We start from the raw sequence: 22,579 nt of genomic DNA on the forward strand, positions 1-22,579 counted from the left end.
AGAAAATCTTGTCATTGATTGTAAATAACATATCTGTAAACCAAAAAATTGACCTTGCGATTTTTCATAATTAAGATTGGACTAAGGCCTTTATCAGATCTATAAACTAAAAGCGGGCTAAAGCCCACTCCTATTGAATATTTTTAGCCTTTGCAGAAAATCTTGTCATTGATTGTAAATAACATATCTGTAAACCAAAAAATTGACCTTGCGATTTTTCATAATTAAGATGGGACTAAGACCTTTATCAAATCTATAAACTAAAAGCGGGCTAAAGCCCACTCCTATTGATGTTTAATATAAATCTATCACCTTATACCTACTACCTGCTACCTAATATCTGCAACCTCCTACCTAAAAAATTCACCCACTTATTTTATACACACACCGCTGTCCGCCCGACAAAATGTGGTTTATTCTTTCCACCTGATAACTTTTACCGATCAGATTTTGGAAATTGGAGAGTTCAGCACGGCAAAATCCCTGGCATTCAGTGGCAGCGGCACAGATTGGGCAGTGATTTTCGATCAGGAAATAGTCATCCCCTTCTTTTGTCCATTCTGCCATATAGCCTTCTTCACTGCGGACTTTTACCAGTACGTCCAGTCGTTGCTCTAGAGATTCTGCTTTCACTAAGGCTTTTTCATAACGTTCATAAGTATTTTTTTCCCGGTCGTTAATCAAAAGATTCAATGCGTTTTCTCCCAGAAGATTTTTTACAGACCGAAGGATCTGAACCGTAACATCCGCATGAGAATCAGGAAATTGAGAAAGTCCTTTTTCTGTAAGCGTGTAGTAAGTAGATGGCCGTCCCACGCCTTCACTTTTGGTGATGGATCTGATGAGTCCTTCCTCAGCAAGATTCAGTAAATGCTTTCGCGCACCCTCCTTTGTAATAGAGAGTTCTTTAGAGATCAAAAGGGATGTTGCTTCTCCTCTCATCTTTAAAAACATCAGGATGCGGTCTACTGCCGGCTTCTTCATTTGACAATATTTTAGTTGTTTTATTTACTACAACAAATATAGTCATTTTCTATAATTTACCATTTAATTCATTAAATACATAAAAATCAAATCATTATATCAAAGTCAAACGAAAACATAAAACAACCAATAAGTTGTTTTATTAAAATATATGATTACCTTTGAAACACATTAATCAAAAAAATAAAAGAAATGAACTCATTTACATTACCTCAGCTTCCTTATGCTTATGATGCACTGGAACCATTTATAGATAAAGAAACCATGACCATCCATCATCAGCGTCACCATCAGGCGTATGTTGATAATTTGAATGCGGCATTAAAAGCAGCTGAAGAAACTTCTACCGACCTGGATTCCATCCTTCAGCGAATAAGTGAATACAGTCCGGCTATTAGAAACAACGGCGGTGGACATTATAATCACTCTTTATTCTGGGAAATTCTTTCTCCTCAACCAAAATTAAACCCTGACGGAAAACTGGCGGAAGCTATCAACACTACTTTTGGAAGTCTTGAAGATTTTAAAGCTGAAATGAAAAAAGCAGGTCTCGGACAATTTGGTTCAGGATGGGTATGGTTATATGTAAAATTCAATGGCTCAATCGCAATCACTTCTACACCCAATCAGGACAATCCCATGATGGATACCCAATCTGCCAACAGAGGTTTCCCGATCCTTGGAATAGATGTGTGGGAACATGCTTACTATCTTGCTTATCAGAATAAAAGAGCAGATTATCTTGAGTCTTTCTGGTCTGTTCTGAATTGGTCAGCTGTAGAAAAAAAATACGAAGAAGTGCTTTCAAAAATCAGATAAACAAGTTTAATATGACCTGAATTCGGGTTAGAAAAATTAAGATTAGGAAACTGGAAGGAGGTGTCTTGAAGTTACAATGAATTGAATCGTATCCTTGACAAGAATAATTCTCCAGACTTGGCCACGGAGTAGTTTATTTAGTGGCAAAAATTAATAAAACCTGGTTATAATATTTCTTTGGGATCTCAATAACTTTCCTCTTCCAACTTCAGGCTTCCTTACCTAGTTAATTACAGAATCAATTATGGATCAGAAAATTTTCATCAATAAAGCAGAAGCCTCAGGAATTATTGCTCTGGACCTTTTAAACTATAAACCCACTACAGAAATCGTAGAGCTGGATATTAAAGACTATCTTTTCATGGGAATGATTGTAAAGGAGAAAGAATTTAAAGAATCAATCGCTGCTGTAGATTTTTCTGTGTACAACGAAAAAGCTGTAGGAATTATCTGCTCTACAGATGCCATTATTCCACCATGGGCATTTATGATGTTAATGGAAAAACTGTCTCCTTATGCTGTTTACGCAGATTTAAACAGTGCGGAAACTATTCTGCTGGATCTCTGGAAACGGCGCCTGATGTATGCAGATCTTAAATGTTATAAAAACCAGAAAGTGGTCGTCAGGGCAAGCGCTGATTACGATCCATCACTCTATTTACTGGCGGCCGGATTACTGAAACCCTTGGTTAAAACGCTGATGTATGGCGAAATAGGCTTACCGAAAGTAATTTTTAAAAGTTAAAAAAACAATGAAAGCAATTATATTCAACGGCTCCCTGGAAAGAAGATCTGAGTCAACCTCGGGCAGAATTTCACGATACTTTGCAGAAAGACTTGAGAAATCAGGTGTCCAGAGTGAAATCTTTACATTGGCCGACTCAGGCATTCCTCTCTTTGATGTTACGCTGACCAAAACACCACTGGCAGTGCAGCGTATGACTCAGCTGTTTCTGGAAGCAGACATTCATTTCTGGCTTGCTCCTCTTTATCACGGAAGCATTCCCGGAGTGATGAAAAACTGCCTGGACTGGCTTGAAGTTACCTCGGGGTATGATCAACCGTACCTTACAGATAAAACGGTTGGACTGGTTTGCTGGGCAGACGGGCTGCATGCCATGCAGGGTATCAACACGATGGATGTTGTCGCCAAATCACTCCGTGCATGGCCTTTACCTTTCAGCGTTCCCGTGATGAGAACTGCATTATTCGATCATGAAGACCCCAAGAAAATATCTTCTCTGTACTCTGATAAATTCGATAAACTGATCAGCATTGCTACCACAAAAAGGATAGAAAAAATATAGTAAAACTAATAATTTAAGGACTATTAAAATTGACAGATTACAATGAAGGATGAAATTACAATCACAGTAAAAGATCAGGACGGAAATATCCATGAACTGATCTGTCCGCTGGAAATGGGACTTAGCCTTAAAGATATCTGTAAAGCTTACGAGTTGCCGATGGAAGCTATGTGAGGAGGAATGGTAATGTGTGCGACCTGTCACTGCTACATTCTGAATGAAACTGTTGTTCTGCCAGAAAAAGGTGATATGGAGGAGGCGCTCTTATCCGAACTTTTTACGACGCTCCCTTCCAGCAGATTTGCCTGTCAGATTCAGCTCACGGCTGAAATGGAAGGACTTTCCATAGAAATTGCACAGAATTAATTCACAAAAATAAAAGAAAACTGCTTAAGCATCGGACCGATCAATGCTTACAGCCTATTGTTTTTTTCATTTAAATTATGTTTAGACGGAGGGATTTCCCAAGCCAAAAAGGTCGAAAGGAAATCCCTTTTTTAAAATCACCATTTAAAATCTTACCTATTTATGGCAATTAAAATAACAGATGACTGCATCAACTGCGGAGCCTGCGAACCTGAATGTCCTAACTCAGCTATTTATGAAGGAGCTATCGATTGGCGCTGGCAGGACAAAACAAAACTTTCGGGGGAAGTTGTCTTTCCGGACGGAACAGAAATAGATGCAAGTAGCTTTCAACAGGCTTACTCAGATGATGTCTACTACATCGTACCCGGAAAATGCACGGAATGTAAAGGTTTTCATGAAGAACCACAATGTAAAACAGTTTGTCCCGTAGACTGTTGTGTAGACGATCCGGACCACCGTGAGACCGAAGAAACTCTGTTGGATCGTCAGCGATTTTTACATACAGAATAGAAGTCTTTTTGAAAGTCAGAAAGCTAACAGTTCTTAAAAAACAAATTCCTGTTAATCAGAATCTTGTCTTTTTTTTAGTTAACAAAATAAATGAAAAATACGTCAAGTTGTTAACAAGTTTTTAATGGTGGTTTTTTTATATCGATGATAAAGTTTTTTTAATTGCAGAGTTATTTAACTGAAATTAAAAGCTTTACACGTATGAAAAAACAATTACTTCTGACCAGTACATTAATCGCTTTTCTTGCTTCTGCACAAGATAATGCTGCTCTTCAAAGAGAATTTGAACGACAGAATAAGGAAAACAGCGAAAAATTTGACTTCTATATTTCAAAACAATATGGATCACGTGAAAAAACTCCGGAGATTCAAAAAGAAATTGAAGAAAAAAGAAGCCGGTTAGGAGGTTTTCTACCCAATGGAAAACCATTCTTTCTTCAGCCCCATGACATGGATCAAATCAAAAACTCCAATTCTGATTTTCTCCAAAACGGAACGGTAAGCGGTCTGACAGGATCTTTTAACGGGGAAAATATTAAATTTACCATTTTTGACGGTGGTGAAGCAGCCAACTCAGGCAGAGTATTCGCCGGGCATGTACTTTTTAACAATCTTCCCAACAGAATTACCAACAAAGAAGCATCAACCATGAATTACGGAGGACACGCCACTTCAGTTGCCGGATTCATCGGATCAAACGGACATACACAAACCATGACTTTTAACGACGGAAGTACCAGAGCCATTAATTTTCAGGGAATTGCCAAGAATTCACTGATTGATTCCTATACTTTCACCACCACTACTTTACCCGGTAATACTTCCACCAGTACTGTGTATCAAAAGATTCTAACGGCACAACCTAAAATATCCAATCACTCTTATGGTGTGGACGCCGGCTGGGATTTCCAACAAATCAATGGAGCAAATGCATGGGTATGGAATGGTGTTTTCACCAGTCCCTCCACATCTTATGATCTTCAGGGGACCTACTTTATAAACGATCAGAATTATGATCAGATTGTGTATGCCAATCCCTCTTATATTATTGTAAAATCAGCTGGAAATGGCTATGGAGGCGGATCTGGACCTTCAACAACTCCCAAGTACTATACAGACAATAATAATAACCCTATTCAATTTGCGGCAACAGACACCCTTCCGGCAGTAAATTGTGCATCGGGATTCGACTGCATTGGTCCGGGTTCTGTAGCCAAAAATATGATTATCGTAGGCGCTACCGATATTATTACAGCCAACGGGGGAAGATATACGACGGCGACAGACGTTATTCGTTCTGATTACAGCAATGCAGGACCGAGAGATGACGGCGCCGTAAAACCAGACATCGTTGCAGTAGGCACCAGTGTTGGCAGCCTAGTAACGGAGGAAAATTTAACGGGAAGTCAAAGCCTTACTGTAGGCAGTGGAACCTCGTATTCAGCACCGGCAGTAACCGGAATTATCGGACTTTGGACACAAATTAACAAGCAGCTTTTCGGCGGTGCAGAATTTAATGCAGCCTCCGCCAAAACATTAGTGGTGCATTCCGCTTTGGAAGCCGGCAATATCGGACCGGATCCGCAGTACGGATGGGGATTTATCGATGCTAAAAAAGGGGCAGAATTATTAGTGGGAAAATCAAATAATTCCATTCTTTTTAATGATGAAACTTTAACCAGCGGTACTCCTAATAAAAAGAGAGTTATTGCTTCAGGAAGCGAACCTTTAAAGGTAACTATTTCATGGGTTGATCCTGCGTATACCGTTTCTCCTACTTTAACATATGCCGATGCTCACAACAACAGAACTTCAAAATTAATCAATGATTTAGATGTAAGAATTATTGACACGACCACGAATACGGTTTATGAGCCTTGGAAATTAAACGCATTAAGCCCCATGACTCCAGCAACGAAAGGGGATAATACAGTTGACAATGTGGAACAGGTACTTATTCAGACCCCTGCAGCCGGACGGGAATATAGAATTGAAATTACCAATAAAGGGAGTCTGGTGAATGGTACCGGGGCCAGTGCTCCGCAAAACTATTCTATTCTTGTTTCAGGATATTCACAGGTTCTGGCTACGGATGAAGCAGCCAAAGAGCGGGATGATATTGCAGTGGTGCCTGCTATAACTAAAGATATCGTTAAAATAGTAAAAGCACCGCAAAAATCTGTGTACACGATTTATGATATATCGGGTAAAAAACTGCAGACGGGCATTATCAAAAGTGATCAGGAATCCCTGGATTTATCTTCCTATGCTAAGGGTATTTACATCATTGAAATTAAAACCGGAAAAATAAATATTTCTAAAAAAGTGATCAAAGAATAATTTCAGCTCGGCTTGAGTCGGATACAAACAATTCACAGTAAAAACCATAATATACTTTTTATAGATAACAGGCAGGAGATATTCTTTTTCTCATAGTACACTATTTAGAATTTAAATTTATATCCCGATTCTCCTGTCCTGTTTTTTATCACTGAATTAAATCAATTATGAAAAGGCTTTGATCTCATCATATATTTTCCGGGTAAAAGGCGTTGCGATGTCTAATTCCTTTCCGAAATTCAAAACGGCACCGCCCAATAATTCGAGTTCATTATTTTCTTTTCCTGAATTGACATCAAGCTGCAAAGAAGTGGGTGTTTCAAAAGGGAATGTCCCTGCTTTGGCAAATGTTTTCTGAATAATATCTTCGTCCAAAGTGATCATTTTTTTGTCAGCAATCATTTTAATCTCTTTCATGATCTCTGATGCTTCATGCTTTTGCCCATCATCCGTACAAACCGTTCCAATGGAAGAATTATGCTTCGCAGTTACCAGTCCGAAGCTGGCGATGAAAATATATTTGGTCCAGATATCTGTCAGTGAATTATCTTTAAAATCAAAGTCGATTTTACTTTCTTTCAGGACATCTACGATCCAGTCTATATCAGCAGAGAAATGTTGAGGATCTCTTCCTACGATCATTTTTCCCGTTTTTCCTTTATGCTCTACAACCCCTTTTTCTTTGATATGGGAAGCTACATAAAGACATGTCGGCAGAATAACGTGATCTGGAATTATTTTTCTTATTCTTTCGTAAATATCGGCACCGTTCATCATAGGAAGCAATACGGTATCCTTGCTGATGATGTCTTTAAGCTGCCTGCAGATATTTTCGAGATCATATTCTTTGACACAAATCAATACGAGGTCCGGATCTTTTACATCAGTTATATTCTGTTCTACAGCATCAGGAAACGTATGATTTACAGACTGTTCCGGTGAGATAAGAACCAGACCATTTTCCTTTACTTTTTTATACGTTTCACTTCGTGCGATAAAAGTTACCTTATATTTTTGGGAAGCCTCATTTTCCTGATTGATTTTAAAACCAAAATATCCGCCTACTCCACCTAATCCGGCCACTACAATATGTTTCTTAGTCATACATTAATTTTTAACAAAGATGGCTTTCAAATTTGAATATATCACTTGACAAATGCAAAGAAATTAGAAGGTACATTTTAGACATCAGATTTCAGACACAAGACATGAGACTTTTAGGTTGAGGTTAGAAATGGAAATAGTGAATTTTGCTTTGCAAGTGAATGGTGAATGATAAAGTCAAGATGTAAGAGATCAGATACAAACAGGCAATACTTTAACTATACCATTATGAACCAGCAACTAGCAACGTTATTTTAACTAGCAAATGACAACCAGCAACCCATCTAAACCTCTCAAACCCGTACGGTTACATTTTATTGATGTCCCGTCTGATCCGGCTCAAAGAACTGTCTTTGATCCCCAGATAGGATGCAATAACTTTCAACGGTACATGCTGGAAAATATCCGGATGCTTTTTCATCAGATTAAAATACCGTGTAGAAGCTTTCTGACTGGCCATTTCGATCAGCCGGTCGTGGATGCTGTAGTAATTCAGGACAAACAGCAGTCTGCTGAATTCTCTGAATTCCGGGATGTTATGAAAATTATGCTGTACATTTTCCAGACCAGTTTCCCAAAACGAACAGGCTGTAATCGTTTGGTAGGTTTCCTTGGCGGGCTGCTGTCTGAAGAAGGATAAAAAGTCATTGACAAAACAGGGTGCTACATATATATTAGTCGTGATTTCTTCATTGTCCTCATTCAGAATAAAGGAACGGACGTAGCCTTTTTCCAGGAAGAATGTCCTCGTACTGACCTCATCTTTATGCAGGACAACTTCATTCGCTTTGAGTTCGAAGGAACTAAAGGTTTCTGTAATTTTTTCAACCACCTCTTCTTTGATGTCAAATAAAGAATGGAAATAATGATTAATTGAGGACTTATTCATGATCATAAAGTGTCGCAACAAGAATCAAAATTAAGCAAAATCCGGAACATTTTCCTTTATTAATCGGTTTTATCAATAATTACTATCGAAACAATATGCACAACCGATTCAAAAAAATGAAGAAATTTGTGTCGTTCAAACAATTTATCATTTTAAAAATTATCTATATTGAAAACTCAGCCTGTCATTGCCATTCTTTTCCCTGGAGATATGGGAGTCCAAATAGCCAAAGCACTTATACACCATGATTTTAAAGTCATCACTGCAGGAGAAGGAAGATCGGCCCGGACCTTAGATAATATACAAAATTCAGGAATTACGGACACGTACTGTCTTCAGGATACCGTTGAGCAGGCGGATGTTATTCTTTCGCTTACCAGTCCGGAAGGAAGCCTAAAAATGGCGGAACATATAATTTTATGTCTGAAAACAACCCCAAACCGTCCTCTTTACGTGGATTTAAATTCTAATACGCCTGCTCTTGCCTCATCCATGGAAGAACTATTTTCGGCCATAGATGTTCCTTTTGTCAACGGAGCTGTAATGGGTGCTTCTAAGGATGTTCCGGACCATGCAGTGTTGGTCGTGAGTGGCATTTACAGACATCTGTTTATCAATTTATTTGCGTCTGTTTTTAAAATTAAGGATGCCGGTGAAAAAACTGAGGCGGCATCAGCTTACAAACTTTTATTTTCGATGGTGAATAAAGGAATGAACGCTCTCTTTTTTGAGACTATGACCGCAGCAGCCCATTTCGGAATCCTTGATGAACTGAATGAGAGTCTTCAGGAATTTCTTCCCGGAACTTATCAGGATCTCATTAAAACAACCCCCACCTATCCGCAACATATCTTGAGAAGGATTGATGAAATGAAAGGTCTGGCCGACATGCTGAAAAATGAAGGTCTCCCTCATATTATTGCTTCCGGAACTGCCGAAACTTTTGAGAGGGTTTCCAAATCAGGTATTTTTGAGAATGAAAACCCTAAAGGAGTTATAGAAACCTTACAGAATTTTAAAAAATGATCTGATAACAAGTAATCACCGATTTTTTTATTTGATATCAAATGAGTAAGAACAAAAAAGATCAAGCTCACCTTTTTTGTCATTGTTGTGCCTGAATATTGACTATGGTTATAATTTAGAACCTCAGTGTTTAAAATTCCTCCCAGCCTTCATTCTGCGGATCATATTTTGCAAATTCGCCGGTATCGGTAAATTCAGATGCCGTCATTCCCACTTCAAAAATGGAACTTTCACTTAGACTGGCATTGAAATACAACCCTTTCTCTGTTAATAAGGTATTTCCAAAATCTTCATCCGGATGACTGAAATGAAGCCCATAGTCATCTTCTCCTGTTAATTGATATTTGTACCTTAAAAGACGTTCTTTTAATCCTGTAACCTGTTTTTCCGTAAAGGGTACAAGATTTTCTTCCCTGTCAAAAAAGCTGTCATCATCAGCTGCCTGTTCTTTTTCTTTTGTTTCAACGGTGAATAACTGAATATTGTAGCTCATAAGCAAGGTGTGATTATTAATTGGCCAATATAATACTTTTGTAGGTATCTACGCGATCTCTTTCCCGATACATATTACAGAGGATCAGGAGTTCATACGTATTATATTCCTCAGCCTTTTCCAGAAGCTTTTCTGATATATTTCCGGGAGTCCCCAGAATAATATGATCCAGAATCTTAAAAAATTCTTCTTCATCTTCAGTTCCGAGAATCCTCTGTTCAATGGTTTCACTGGGAAGCAGCGCTTCAGGAGCCTGAATATGCCTTGCCTGCAGAAACTGGTAAGCCATTCCGTAGGCATTGTAGCGGGCCGATTTCAGATCTTCTGCCACTGAAACGGCAACGGCGACCTGTAGTGAAGGAACCGGACTATACTGATTTCTGTCAAATTTGTTTAGATACGTTTCCGTACTGTCCAATCCCTGGTCATTTCTCATAAAATCTGCATAGGAATACCCTACGCCATGTTTTGCGGCTTCTGTAGCAGACTGAATTCCGGAGCCCAGCCAAAGAATCTCAGGAAGGTGGGCAACATGTGTGGGTTGCGCAATAAGTCCGTCATAAATCCCTTTCTCTTCTTTAATATATTGTATGATTTCTTCAAGTTTGGTTTCCTGACTGGATAAAATAACAGGTCTGTGATTATTAAGCGCAGAAACGGCATCCTTTAAACCTCCCGGCGCTTTTCCCAGTCCCAGAATAAAACGCTCAGGATACAGGCTGCCGAGCATTTTGGCCCATTCCGCGATCTTATAGGCTGAATAATTCTTCATCATAATCCCTCCTGTTCCTACTTTGATGCGTTTGGTCTTACTTAATATTACTGCAGAAAGAATCTCTGGACTGGCGCTTCCATAGGCTTCCACACCGTGATGCTCAGAATAGATCACACGATGAAATCCTGCTTCATCTGCAAATACGGCGAGATCGATACTGTTCTTTAAGGCCTGTAAAGCACTTCCCTTTTCAATAGTTGGAGACTGATCCAGAATGCCCAATTTTAATTTCATACCGGCTGTTTACTTTTACTGTAAAACTAAAAATAATTTATAGATTGAGAGGCCTATATCTTTGAACTTAATGCTATGATTCGTGCTTTGACATACGTGATCTGCTCCTGTTCTTTCTCCGGATCCGGTTTGTTTTTCAGATACAGATTATAGTAAGTGACCGCATTTTTGGTCTGTTTCAGGTTGAAATCATAGAGAAGTCCCAAACGGTAATAAATTGTATGATTAGTATGATGAAACGTAAGACCTCTTTTATACGCCTCCAAAGCCTCTGAAAATCGATTTTTATTTTCATAAATGCCCGCTAAAGCAATATAATAAAGCTCTATATGCTTTGATATCCCTTCATCGATGGTTTTTTCAGCATACATGAGTGCATTATCATAATCCTTCAGCTCGCGATAACTCAAAGCCATATAATATAAAGTTCCTTCATTCTGAATCCCCAAATCTTCTAATGTTTTAAAAGCAGCTGCACATTTCTGATACTCTTTTAAATAGAAATAAGCCTGCCCCATCTCATTGATCACATTGGCATCCGCATCCTCCTTCATGAGCTTCTCTCCTGTTTCAATGACTTCTTTGTATTTTCCCAGCTGATTAGCCAAAGGAAGCTGTGCAGATTGTAATGTAAAGTTGGCGTTATCAGCATCGATAGCTATTTTGAGCACGTCATAGGCCCGTTGATACTGCTTAAGTTCACGGTAAGCTGCAGAGAGATCAAAAGCAACATCAGGATCCGTAGTATTCAAGGTATTGGCTTTTTTCAGATAACTCAGTTTTTCTTCAGCAGTATCTCCCAAACCCGCCAATTGTCTGTAGGCATTGAAATTAAGGCTGTCCAGCTGAACAATCTGTAAAAGGTAGGTTTTGGCTTTCGTTCCGTTCCCTCTTCTGGAATTGATATTTGCTAAACTGAATAAAACAGGAATATTATCGGGTTCTGCAGCATTCACTTTCAGGTAGTTTTTCTCTGCTTCCGGCAGCTTTCCCGACATCATGTGACAATAAGCCATTTGGGTCAATGCTTTGATGTCTTTCGTATCTTCAGGATAGATGCTTTGAAGATATTGGGCAGCTTCAGCATAGCGTTGGGATTCATAATACTCAAGGAGTTTTTCTTTATCGATTACCTGAGCCGTAAGAGTTGGAATGCTGAAAATAAAAAGACAGATGCAAAGCAGGATTTTCATATTTGTGATTTGTAACTAAATTATAAGTTATTTGAATATTTTCCAAATTTTACAATCAGATTATTCACGGATTAAAGACATAACTAAATTTCACTTAAGATCAATTATACCGATTTTTTGCTTTTAATTCCAGTTTTTTTGTAATTTAATTTTCTGAAAAAGCCGATCAAAAAATAGAACAACATTTCTATGAGCAACGAATTCTATTACCAATTTATCAAGCCTGATCCGTCTTTGGACAGCTTTGTAGAAAACATCGGTATGTTTCATAATCCGTCTGATACAGCAAAAGAAGTTGTTGTAATGCCTGACGGAAGAGTCGATCTGTTTTTTATGCGGTTCGGACCAGATGATCCATTCAATATTTTTCTCATCGGATTGGAAACGGCACCGGAACAGAGAGCTATCCTACCCGGAACTATCGCTTTTGTGGTCAGCTTCAGGCCAATCGCTGTTGAATATATTCTGAAAACTTCAATTGCGGATCTGCTCAATACGGCAAGAATTCTTCCCGATGACTTTTGGAATGTCACGACAGATGATCTCAAAGACCTTGAAACTTTCAACCAAAGAATATCTCAAATCGTAACGGAACTTTTACCGGAAACTATTGATGAAAGAAAACGAAAACTTTTCGACCTCATCTATTCATCAAACGGCGAGATGAGTGTAAAGGAACTTTCGGAACAGACAGGCTGGAGCAGCAGACAGATCAACCGTTATTTTAATCAGCAATTCGGACTTTCTCTAAAAGCCTATTCCACGATTCTGCGTTTCAGAGCATCTTTAGCGCATATTGCTGAAGGCAAGCTGTTTCCGGAACTCAACTTTACAGATCAGACTCATTTCATCAAAGAGATCAAAAAATTTTCAGGCGTACCTCCGAAAGAATTATCCAAAAACAAAAATGACCGATTTATACTATTATCCATACTGAAACAAAAATAATTTTGCATCAGTAAAATGAATGAAAATGTTAATAGAAAATAAATCAATTGCTATAGTAGGCGGAGGTCCCGGAGGATTGACGCTAGCCAGACTTTTACAGCTTAAAGGTGCTGACGTAAAAGTATATGAAAGAGACCTCAATAAAAATGCACGGGTACAGGGTTCCCCGCTCGATATGCATGAAGGATCCGGAATGGACGCCCTTCGAGGTGCCGATCTGCTGGACGAATTTAAAAAGAATTATCGTCCCGGTGCCGACAAAGCACTGATCGTGAATGAACATGCAGAAATAGTTTTCAGTGATCATGAAACGAAACCTGATGAAGATTTCGGAAATCAACATTTCCGTCCTGAAATTGACCGTGGACCGCTGAGAAATATGCTTCTGGATTCTTTACAGCCCGAAACCGTGGTATGGGACAGTCATTTTGTTTCCATGGAAGCACAAAACGGAGGCTGGCTGCTCCATTTCAAAAACGGTTATTCGGCCTACGCAGATATTGTGATTGCTGCGGATGGTGCCAATTCAAAAATCCGGCCTTATCTGACAGCTCTTAAGCCTATCTATTCTGGAATTTTAATGCTGGAAGGGAATGTTTACAATGCTGAAAAAGCGGCCCCGCATATCAAAGAGCTGATCAAAGATGGTAAAATAATGGCTTTCGGAAACAATAAAAACCTTCTGCTGGGTCAGAAAGGAAACGGCGATCTAGGATTCTATGCCAGCTTCAGAACAGATGAAAACTGGGCGAAGGAAAGCGGTCTTGATTTTTCTGATTCAAAAAAGATCCTGGAATGGTTCAAAAAAGAATATCCTGAATGGAGCGACATCTGGTACGAGCTTTTTGAAAATGCTTCAGTCCCATTTATTCCGCGCCCTATCTATTCGATGCCTTTGGATCAGACATGGGAAACTCAGTCTAATCTGACTCTTCTTGGTGATGCCGCTCATGTGATGCCTCCTTTTGCCGGAGAAGGCGCCAATATGGCGATGCTGGATGCCCTGGAACTCAGTGAATGTCTGACATCGGATCAATTCAGTACATTGCAGGAAGCTATTTCCCACTATGAGCACCAGATGCGTCAAAGAGCCGCTGAAGCCACTAAAGATTCTTTAGAAAATGGGGAAAAGATGCATTCTGAAACGGCACTGGCTACAATGTTGGAATTTTTCACCAGTCATTAAATTTTCACAAAATAACCCGAAAAGTTTTTGTCCGTACCTAAATTTTCAATAATTTACAGAATCAAAAGATCTATTTATGGAAATTACCTCTGTACAGTCATTTATTGATTATTATGAAAAAGTACGGGTCAGAACGCTTCGTCTCATTGAAGTGGTTCCGCCGGAGCATCTTGATTTTTCCTATAAACAGGGAAAATTTACAATTGGTGATCAGATCAGGCATATTGCTTCCATCGAAAGGTATATGTACGGTGAAACTATTTTAGGAAAAAAAAGTGCTTATCAGGGTTGCGGTAAGGAGTTGGCAGACGGGTATGACAATATCCTTGCTTTCTTTAATGAAATGCACAGACAGACGATAGAGATCATCAGCGGGCTATCTGATGAAGACCTCAACCGCAAATGTCTGACGCCTCCGGGAAATGAAATTTCTATCTGGAAATGGCTGAGAGCGATGATAGAACATGAGATCCACCACAGAGGCGAATTATATATCTATCTCAATCTTCTTGACGTGAAGACGCCACAGATCTATGGCTTTTCGGCTGAGGAGGTGCAGGATATGAGTGTGAGGTTGTAGTTACAGGGTACGGGTTTTTAGAGTTGCTGGTTGTTAGTTGCTGGTTAAAATACCGTTGCTGGTTCGTAATAAATACGTTAATACAATAATTGTCCTATCTCTAATATCTTGGTTCTTCGTTCTTAACTCTTACAACTTAAAAGTCTCATATCTCGTGTCTGATATCTGATATCTGATGTCTTATTATTAATATGCCGAAAGATCCAGCTCATCAAAATCTTTGATCTCCGAAAGGGTCATCAGTTTTGTTATTTTTAATTTTTTCCAGGTATCTTCGAATACTTCGTCACCGCTTTCTGCGCCTTCATTGACGTTGGTCTTGTCAAGCTGCTTTCCGGTTAGAAAATTTATACTGGTGGTACTGTTTACAGTGGGACCGGTATTGGAACTTTCATCATAACCTATCAGTTCAAAATCTGACTTTCCATATCTGAAAGTATACGTCAAGTAACCATATCTGCCATGGGCATAATGGATATACAGTTTTCCTTTTTCAGCGTAAACATCCAGTTCAGGCGCAAAATAAACACCCCCATCCTCGTTTTCTGAGGAGAAACAGGTTTCGTTCTTAGAAGCGAGCTCATACCCTTGGCCTTTTTTAAAAAGAATGATAATTCCACGGCGGTTGCGGTCCAGTTTTCCACGGGATTCGTCGTTGATAATATGAGCAGGATCTACTTTTTTGATGATGAGAATACAGTCTTCTGCTCCATCCTTATTTAAATCTCCGAAAGATTTCTCAAAAATTTTATAGCCTTGCGGTACAAATTCTGCGGGGTCTTTTTTCGTTTCAACAACAGGTTCAGCCTTTTCAGAATTGGTAACTGCCGTCATATTTGAAGTATTTTTATCACGAGATTGTGGCTTTTTGTCTTCCTTAGAGCATCCGCATATCAGGATGAGCAATAAAGGCAGCGCTGTGAACTTAAGAAAGCTTGGTGTATTTTTTTTCATGAATGATCAGGTTAGTCATACTGGCAGAGCCCAAATGTAAGCATTTCAGGAAATGTACCCAAAATACTTTTTTGAATCAGTTAAACCTAAATCCTGCCCTGAATTCTAAAGGAGCCATTTTTGTTTTCTTCTTAAACAAAGTACTGAAAGACTGTGCATGCTCAAATCCTAAACTGTAGGCAATTTCACTCACGGACAATTCAGTTGCAGACAGCTTTTCTTTAGCTTTACTGATGAGTTTTTCATGGATATGCTGTTGGGTATTCTGGCCTGTGTGGATCCGCAGAAGATCGCTCAGATAATTAGGCGAAAGATTCATGGCTTCAGCAATGAGATGTACGGTTAAAAGTCCTTTTTCTGCGGACTGCTCCTGATCAAAATAATCATTCAGAAATTTTTCAAACCTCGTCAACAGTTGCTGGCTGCCATTTTTTCGGGTAATAAACTGGCGCTCATAGAAACGATTGGAATAATTGAGTAGCAAATTGATTTGTGAGAGAATAATTTCCTGGGTATGCTGATCAATATGCTGACATTCCTTATCAATTTTCTGAAGAATCTCAATCAGGTTAGTTTCTTCATCTTCAGATAGATGCAAAGCTTCATTCACGGCATAGGAAAAGAATCCGTAACCGGAAATAGTATGCGCTAAAGGATGTCTCAATATAAAATCTTCATGGAAAATCAACAGATATCCTGCTCCGCATTCCATATTATGGAAGTCGAGATACTGCACCTGGTTGGGTGCAGTAAAACTCAGAACTCCTTTATCGTAATCATAATGCTGCTGACCGTATCTTACTTTTCCTTTTGATTCCCGTTTCAACGCAACACAGTAAAACCTGTTGACAAAACCTTTCCAGACCTCATCATCCAGAAATATGCTTTCTGATAAATTGATCACACTAACCAACGGATGTTTGGGTTCCGGCAGCGACAGTAAGCGGTGAAAAGCGGAAACAGAGTGAATGGTATTCATAGCTTATGATATAAGGTTTAATCTAAAAGCCCCATGCTGAACTCATCATACGGAGCACCTGTATCAGTTCCCAAAGGTACAATACTTTCCAGTTTTAAAAGATCATCTCCATTTAACTGAATTCCGGCCGCTTCAATATTCTGTTCTACGTATTTTCTGCGCTTGGTTCCGGGAATAGGGATGATGCCTTTACTGATGATCCACGCCAGAGCAAGCTGCGAAGACGTTATATTCTTTTCTGCCGCCATATTTTCTACTGCTTTTACAAGTTCAATATTCTTATAAAAATATTCTTCCTGGAATCGGGGAATTCCTCTTCTGAAATCATGCTCCGGAAGATCATCAATGGAACGGATCTGACCTGATAAAAAGCCACGTCCCAATGGTGAATAGGCCACAAAACCTATTCCCAGTTCTCTCAATGTTGCTAAAACTCCTTTTTCCTCTGCTGTTCTTTCAAATAAAGAATATTCACTTTGTACAGCGGTAACGGGATGAACGGCGTGTGCTCTTCTTACGGTTTCGGAAGATACCTCAGATAAACCTATATACCCTATTTTCCCTTCTTTAACCAGATCGCTCATTGCGCCAACGGTCTCTTCAATCGGAGTGTTTTTATCGAGGCGGTGCATGTAGTAAAGATCGATATAATCTGTTTTTAAATTTTTCAAGGATCTTTCGACTGCTTTTTTTACGTAATCTTTAGTTCCGTTGATGGCCCAGGTCACCTTATCGGAATCGTCTATTTCCCAGCCGAATTTCGTTGCAATAATGTACTGATCCCGGTTATTCCCCATAGCTTTGGCGATCAGCTGTTCATTTTTAAATGGTCCGTAAAGATCGGCGGTATCCAGAAAATTCCCACCTAATTCAATGGAACGGTGGATAGTGGCAATGGCTTCATTTTCATCTGCATGGCCGTACATATTGGCGTCTTCAAAACCGGTCATTCCCATGCAGCCTAAGCCGATATTGGGTATTGTCAGACCCTGATTTCCTAATTTTACCTGATTCAATTTCATACTGTTGATTTTTATTGATACAAAATTCAGAAGAAATAAGGAGGCGGATGTTTGCAGAATCACGAATGTTGTATGTAAATCACGGAATTGTATTTTTCTTAAACCAACAGCTTTTATCCTGTGCTTATTTACATTATTTCATCAGGAAAAGAATATTATTTAAAACGAAAAGAATATCCCGGTGAAAAGTTTTACATATATTTGAAAACAGACGGAAGCACAGATCAACTTCCGGATGATCTTAATTCTAACGATTAAAAAAATAGACATGAAAAAAGTAACAGGAATTGGAGGAATCCTTTTCAAATCAAAAGATCCGAACGCGATGAACGAATGGTATAAGGCCCACCTTGGTCTTGAAACAAGTCCGTATGGAACCAGCTTTGAATGGCGCGAAAGTGAAGATCCCAGCAAAAAAGGACTCACCCAATGGGCTCCTTTTGCAGAAACTACAAAATATTTCGAACCCTCAGATAGGGATTTCATGATCAATTACAGAGTGGAAAATCTGGAAGTTTTGCTGGAGGAATTGAAAAAGGAAAACGTTACGATCCTGGACAGTATTGAAACCTATGATTATGGAAAATTCCTTCACATTCTTGATCTTGAAGGGAATAAGATTCAGCTTTGGGAACCAATTGGGTAAACCATATATAAAATAGAAAGAGCCCGGTGCAATACCAGGCTCTTTCTTCACAAAAGGTACCATGAAATCTTTCTCCAGTTCAGAACAGGTGATTAATCTGTCTTTCAACCTGAAGCATCTCATTTTTTATTTCTTAATCAGCTTGGTGCTGTAAGTTTCAGTCTCACTGGTAATTGAAATGATGTACACGCCTTTCACCAATGCAGTGACATTAATTTTCTGTCCGTCCAGTTTTCCTTCCAATGCCAGTCTTCCGTCTGCACTGTAGATCTTGTAATCTGCTTTTCCTTTGATGTTTTTCACTTCTACATAGGTATCAGCAGGATTTGGATAAATTGAGAGTTCTGATTTTGTATTCTTAGTCTCACTGACAGCCAGTCCACCTGTGATCTTCACAGGGAGATCCATAATACCACCGGCTCCACTTGAAATTTCACCACATGCACTGCTTAATGCTGCTGATCCGTATTTAGCAACAACCCTCATTCTTAATAGCTTATCTCCTGAATAGGCGGCGGCAGGTACTGTGAAAATGATATCTCCGTAATTAATAGATGAAGCTCCGGCAGGAGAATTTCCTGAAGTTTGTCCTACTCTTTCAGAAACCTCAAATGCTCCGTTTCTATTATAGTCGATCCAAACAGAAATATTCACAGGTCTGTTGGTTCCGTAGCCGGGTGATGAACGGATCGTCGGTTTAAAGGTATATTGAGTACCTTTAGTCAGGTTGACTGTTTTTGTAAGATCCTCACTAAGATCTTTATACGTTCTGTATGTAGGATCATCGTAGTCGATGTTGGCTACACGTACTCTTCTAATGGCAGAGTAGTCTGATATTCCTGAATTAAGGATACAGTAGTCTACTCCTGTTGTTAAGCCTTTAGTTTTAAAAGCGTAATTGGCAGAGAAACTTCCCAGAACACTGTTGACAACAGCTGCTACCTGTGTTTCATAGTTCTTTTCATCTTCCAGACCGGTCAGTACCAAAGAATTCGTTGGGCTTGCAGCATTCTGCCAGTTGGTTTCACCTTGTTTTCTGTAATTAACAGAATAGCTATTGGCTCCAGGTACATTGTTCCACGATATTCTGGCTGTTGTTTTGAAAACTTCTTTTTCTATTGAAGAAACTCCCGTTGGAGCTGCTGCAGCCGACGTTGGAGCTGCTCCCACATTAATGGCAGGAGATACCGCGTAAAATACATTCCCCAATGAAGATATTCTCAGCTTAACTGCCCCCGTAAGATTGGCAGGCATCTGTGCTGTGTAACTTCCTGTATTTGGAACTGAAGCGGCAAGATCTGTCCATGTGATTCCGTTATCAGCTGTATAATCTATTTTTACATTGGCCACATTGTAAGGCGCATTATTTGTATTGGCTGCATCCCAGTTGATGGTATTGGATGCATTGTTATACAGCACACTAGCTGCTGTAAGTCCATTAAACTTGAATGGTCCGTCGTTTCCTACAGTTAATGTTACATCTGAAGAAGAAAGCATTGGACGCTGAGGGTTTTCATCTCTTACCGTTATGGCATATTTAAGCGTTCTCGGAATGTAAGAAACCGTTTCCCAATCCTGCTTGTTGGTCAAAGAACCATTCATTACAGTTTCCATTTTAGGGAAATATCTTCTTCCACTGGCTGTTCCTGTATAAGATCTGGTCAAAGCTCCCTGAGTATTATAGCCCCAACCGCTGTCTCCGGAAATGGTAGCTCCGGCTCCTACGCTGTCATTTTGCTCCCAGGTATATTTTATCGGATCATTTTGAGCGTCTATCGCATTAGCTTCCAGGTAGTAAGCGGTTCCCTTAGGAATGGTATAAGATGCGATCGGGGAAATAGCAGGTGCCGTGTTATTGTCAATGTCCAGCGCTGTACCACATGCTGCCTTCCCTTCCATATTCGTAAGGATCTGGTCAATACTCTTATAATGGAAATAAGAATTACTCACCATTTGAACATTATCGTTGGTAATTCCTGCGTAGGCCATAATCGTTGTTCCTCCTCCCGGTTCTACATTCGCTCCGCTATCTTCAGAATTGTGTGAGAAAGTATGGTTACCTCCAAACTGATGCCCCATTTCATGAGCTACATAATCAATATCGAAAGAATCTCCCTGAGGAATTGCATTGGCTGGGGAAGTAAATCCTGCGCCTTTATAGTTTGAAGGAATCCCAGAGTTATCCAGCGCTGTATCATCACTGCATACACATCCGATACAGCCAGCCATACCGCCACCACCTGAAGCTCCGAAAAGGTGACCGATATCAAACAGCCCGCTTCCTACATTGGTGCTGAGCGTAGTCATCAATTCGCCACTCCACAAAGCATCATCAACGCCAGGTCCTGAATCTGAATAAGGGTCAGTCGCAGCATTGGTATAAATAATTCCCGGCAGATCCTGAACCGTCAGGTGAATTCCAAAATCCTTTTCGAAAATCCCATTGACGCGGCTCATCGTATTGTTCATCGCTGTAAGAGCTCCCGCCGGAGTTCCGCCATGAAACTGGGTATATTCTCCTGTAACGGAAAGTGCCAGCCTGTATGTTCTGTATTTTGTACTGGAAGGTCTGCTGGTAATTCCTACGTTAGAAAGATTTTTTTTTCCGTTAGCCTCCAGCGTTTTTATTTCTTTGACATCTTTTTCAGTCATTCCACATTCAAAGCCATGTTCTCCCGTTGTTCTCTTTGTTTTATAGAAAACGCCGTACGTCTTTTTGTCCGCAGAAACGGGCTCTATAAACTGGAATACCCCGTCTTTGATGATCATAGACTGCATATCTGTAGGCGATGTGCTGAATCTTACATATTTGGAAGGATCATCTATACCGGCTCCGACATAAGAACCCAGCTGATATTTTTCTACCAGAGATTTTGCCATCACAGGATTACTGTATACCGCAAATTTTTCAATCTTCCCTTCTGCTGTAGGCAAAGATATAATCACAGGTTTTGCGTTCTTTCCTGTTTCTACAGCATCCTTCAGAAGATTTCTCAGGTTTGCAAGATCTACTCTGTACGCCTGTGTGATTTCAACATCTTTTCTGATTTCAGATACTTTCTGTCCTACCGGCTCCCATCTCTGGCCATATACAGCTGTAAATCCGGCCGCTAAAACACTAACTAATAAAATTTTCTTTTTCATAAAACGGATTAATATAAATAGGTGACTTAATTTAATCGAAGTCTAATCACTGATTAATGATCATTCATTGAAACCAACCTTATCAAAAACAAAGGTGTTTAGTTGTGAATAAATTTCATCAATAACGAAACTTCATTTAAAAAAATAAATCTATCATTATTGCAGTGAAACTATTATAAGCTCACCTACTACTCAGATACTTCCGTAACATAAAGCGCTTATTAACAAATGGTTAAAAATCAACCACATTTGACAGTATTTAACATAATTTTTTCTATACAATCGAAAATATGTAAGATAACTGCAGAAAAAGAAGAAGAAAAATAGAATATCCTCAGCTGAATTCTTTAAACCGAGCAAATGATTTAACCATTAAAAACTCAACTAATTGATGACAACCAATAAAAAAGCCACCTGACATAGTCGGGCAGCTATTCCAAATTTTTATTATTACGAATAATTGAAAAAATTATCCTGTTCAAAATTCTTATATATAAAAAAGAAATCCAAAAATCAACACTCTACTTGTGTACTACGACAAAAAGTAAAGCCAATAACTGATAAATAATCAAAAATGCCAGTCATTAAAAATTGAACGCTATTAAAAAAACATGATGATGATAATTCAGCTGGTATTTACCGGTATTACCTAACTAAAAACCAGCAATATAACCCTTTATAAATGCATCCAAATTGCTTATTAAAAATTAAGCAAAATTTGATAATTAATGAAAAAAAATAACAATGTAGTACCCATGTAGTATAATATTTTTTCTATTTTCTTAATAAAAAGCGCAAATTTGAAACAACAAACAACAAGTGGTGAAATGGGTTTTCAGTTATGATGGAAAAAAATATTTCGAAGGCTGTCTGATATGATCAGGCAGTTTTTTTTATCTAAAAAGGAAGGAGAAAGGAAGGAAGTCTGAAGATGGAAGTTACCGGGTTATGAGGTACGGGTTTTCGGGTTTGAGCGTCAGAGGGTTTTAGAGTTTTGCAGGTTGAAATAAAGTTCCGGATTGCGGATTTGTAGTAAATAATAAACTTAATCTCAGTCTGATGTCTTATATCTTGGTT

General features: G+C 39.1%; 21 protein-coding genes. 11 read left to right on the forward strand and 10 right to left on the reverse strand.

Annotated features, from left to right (window positions below; all coding sequences use genetic code 11):
* Positions 1 to 363: 363 nt before the first annotated feature.
* A complete protein-coding gene (locus N0B48_RS00920; protein ID WP_259835806.1) occupies positions 364 to 984 on the reverse strand; it encodes a helix-turn-helix transcriptional regulator in 621 nt (206 codons plus the stop codon).
* A 192-nt stretch (positions 985 to 1,176) separates the two neighbouring features.
* On the opposite strand from N0B48_RS00920, the gene N0B48_RS00925 reads away from it, so the two are divergent.
* From N0B48_RS00925 to N0B48_RS00950, 6 genes are all read left to right on the forward strand, one after another.
* Positions 1,177 to 1,803 carry a superoxide dismutase gene (locus tag N0B48_RS00925; RefSeq protein ID WP_259835808.1) on the forward strand — a complete coding sequence of 209 codons (627 nt, stop codon included), beginning with the start codon at positions 1,177 to 1,179 and terminating at the stop codon, positions 1,801 to 1,803.
* Positions 1,804 to 2,047: 244 nt separating this feature from the next.
* The gene (locus N0B48_RS00930) at positions 2,048 to 2,548 is read left to right on the forward strand and encodes a DUF2480 family protein (RefSeq protein WP_259835810.1); all 501 of its coding nucleotides are present in this window, start codon (positions 2,048 to 2,050) and stop codon (positions 2,546 to 2,548) included.
* Positions 2,549 to 2,555: 7 nt separating this feature from the next.
* A complete protein-coding gene (locus tag N0B48_RS00935; RefSeq protein WP_259835812.1) occupies positions 2,556 to 3,110 on the forward strand; it encodes an NADPH-dependent FMN reductase in 555 nt (184 codons plus the stop codon).
* 42 nt (positions 3,111 to 3,152) lie between these two features.
* Positions 3,153 to 3,284 (forward strand): hypothetical protein, encoded by a 132-nt coding sequence (locus N0B48_RS00940; RefSeq protein WP_259835814.1) that lies wholly within the window; start codon positions 3,153 to 3,155, stop codon positions 3,282 to 3,284.
* Between the two features lie 354 nt (positions 3,285 to 3,638).
* Positions 3,639 to 3,989, forward strand: coding sequence for a 4Fe-4S dicluster domain-containing protein (locus tag N0B48_RS00945; protein WP_259835817.1), 351 nt, complete (start codon positions 3,639 to 3,641; stop codon positions 3,987 to 3,989).
* Between the two features lie 201 nt (positions 3,990 to 4,190).
* A complete protein-coding gene (locus tag N0B48_RS00950) occupies positions 4,191 to 6,329 on the forward strand; it encodes a S8 family peptidase (RefSeq protein WP_259835821.1) in 2,139 nt (712 codons plus the stop codon).
* Positions 6,330 to 6,494: 165 nt separating this feature from the next.
* Here N0B48_RS00950 and N0B48_RS00955 read toward each other — a convergent pair whose 3' ends face one another.
* Both N0B48_RS00955 and N0B48_RS00960 read right to left on the reverse strand, forming a co-directional pair.
* The gene (locus N0B48_RS00955) at positions 6,495 to 7,433 is read right to left on the reverse strand and encodes a ketopantoate reductase family protein (protein ID WP_259835824.1); all 939 of its coding nucleotides are present in this window, start codon (positions 7,431 to 7,433) and stop codon (positions 6,495 to 6,497) included.
* Between the two features lie 307 nt (positions 7,434 to 7,740).
* On the reverse strand, positions 7,741 to 8,322 hold the full coding sequence (locus N0B48_RS00960) for a Crp/Fnr family transcriptional regulator (RefSeq protein WP_259835827.1): 582 nt from the start codon (positions 8,320 to 8,322) through the stop codon (positions 7,741 to 7,743).
* Between the two features lie 168 nt (positions 8,323 to 8,490).
* On the opposite strand from N0B48_RS00960, the gene N0B48_RS00965 reads away from it, so the two are divergent.
* Complete coding sequence (locus tag N0B48_RS00965; RefSeq protein ID WP_259835829.1) at positions 8,491 to 9,348, forward strand: DUF1932 domain-containing protein; 858 nt, start codon at positions 8,491 to 8,493, stop codon at positions 9,346 to 9,348.
* A gap of 130 nt (positions 9,349 to 9,478) precedes the next feature.
* Here N0B48_RS00965 and N0B48_RS00970 read toward each other — a convergent pair whose 3' ends face one another.
* From N0B48_RS00970 to N0B48_RS00980, 3 genes are read right to left on the reverse strand one after another with little or no spacing between them, the layout of a single operon-like run.
* A complete protein-coding gene (locus N0B48_RS00970; protein ID WP_259835831.1) occupies positions 9,479 to 9,841 on the reverse strand; it encodes a hypothetical protein in 363 nt (120 codons plus the stop codon).
* Between the two features lie 16 nt (positions 9,842 to 9,857).
* On the reverse strand, positions 9,858 to 10,850 hold the full coding sequence (locus N0B48_RS00975) for an MsnO8 family LLM class oxidoreductase (RefSeq protein ID WP_259835833.1): 993 nt from the start codon (positions 10,848 to 10,850) through the stop codon (positions 9,858 to 9,860).
* Positions 10,851 to 10,903: 53 nt separating this feature from the next.
* The gene (locus N0B48_RS00980; RefSeq protein WP_259835835.1) at positions 10,904 to 12,043 is read right to left on the reverse strand and encodes a tetratricopeptide repeat protein; all 1,140 of its coding nucleotides are present in this window, start codon (positions 12,041 to 12,043) and stop codon (positions 10,904 to 10,906) included.
* 189 nt (positions 12,044 to 12,232) lie between these two features.
* Between N0B48_RS00980 and N0B48_RS00985 the strand changes: the two genes are divergently transcribed.
* The 3 genes from N0B48_RS00985 to N0B48_RS00995 all read left to right on the forward strand — a co-directional run bounded on the left by N0B48_RS00985 (position 12,233) and on the right by N0B48_RS00995 (position 14,757).
* Complete coding sequence (locus N0B48_RS00985) at positions 12,233 to 12,991, forward strand: helix-turn-helix domain-containing protein (protein ID WP_259835837.1); 759 nt, start codon at positions 12,233 to 12,235, stop codon at positions 12,989 to 12,991.
* A 19-nt stretch (positions 12,992 to 13,010) separates the two neighbouring features.
* Positions 13,011 to 14,177: an FAD-dependent oxidoreductase gene (locus N0B48_RS00990; RefSeq protein WP_259835838.1), complete on the forward strand. Its 1,167-nt coding sequence runs from the start codon at positions 13,011 to 13,013 to the stop codon at positions 14,175 to 14,177.
* A gap of 76 nt (positions 14,178 to 14,253) precedes the next feature.
* Entirely contained in the window at positions 14,254 to 14,757 is a 504-nt protein-coding gene (locus N0B48_RS00995; RefSeq protein WP_259835840.1) for a DinB family protein, read from the forward strand.
* A 186-nt stretch (positions 14,758 to 14,943) separates the two neighbouring features.
* Here the strand turns inward: N0B48_RS00995 and N0B48_RS01000 are convergent, their stop codons facing one another.
* The 3 genes from N0B48_RS01000 to N0B48_RS01010 all read right to left on the reverse strand — a co-directional run bounded on the left by N0B48_RS01000 (position 14,944) and on the right by N0B48_RS01010 (position 17,712).
* Positions 14,944 to 15,711 carry a hypothetical protein gene (locus N0B48_RS01000; RefSeq protein WP_259835844.1) on the reverse strand — a complete coding sequence of 256 codons (768 nt, stop codon included), beginning with the start codon at positions 15,709 to 15,711 and terminating at the stop codon, positions 14,944 to 14,946.
* Positions 15,712 to 15,787: 76 nt separating this feature from the next.
* Complete coding sequence (locus N0B48_RS01005) at positions 15,788 to 16,690, reverse strand: helix-turn-helix domain-containing protein (RefSeq protein ID WP_259835845.1); 903 nt, start codon at positions 16,688 to 16,690, stop codon at positions 15,788 to 15,790.
* A 17-nt stretch (positions 16,691 to 16,707) separates the two neighbouring features.
* Complete coding sequence (locus N0B48_RS01010; RefSeq protein ID WP_259835848.1) at positions 16,708 to 17,712, reverse strand: aldo/keto reductase; 1,005 nt, start codon at positions 17,710 to 17,712, stop codon at positions 16,708 to 16,710.
* Between the two features lie 268 nt (positions 17,713 to 17,980).
* Here N0B48_RS01010 and N0B48_RS01015 point away from each other — a divergent pair, with 268 nt between their 5' ends.
* Positions 17,981 to 18,358, forward strand: coding sequence for a VOC family protein (locus N0B48_RS01015; protein ID WP_259835850.1), 378 nt, complete (start codon positions 17,981 to 17,983; stop codon positions 18,356 to 18,358).
* Positions 18,359 to 18,484: 126 nt separating this feature from the next.
* On the opposite strand, the gene N0B48_RS01020 is transcribed toward N0B48_RS01015, so the two are convergent.
* The gene (locus tag N0B48_RS01020) at positions 18,485 to 21,502 is read right to left on the reverse strand and encodes a reprolysin-like metallopeptidase (protein ID WP_259835852.1); all 3,018 of its coding nucleotides are present in this window, start codon (positions 21,500 to 21,502) and stop codon (positions 18,485 to 18,487) included.
* Positions 21,503 to 22,579 lie beyond the last annotated feature (1,077 nt).

Source organism: Chryseobacterium herbae (assembly GCF_025154075.1).
In the GTDB taxonomy this organism is placed as follows: domain Bacteria; phylum Bacteroidota; class Bacteroidia; order Flavobacteriales; family Weeksellaceae; genus Chryseobacterium; species Chryseobacterium herbae.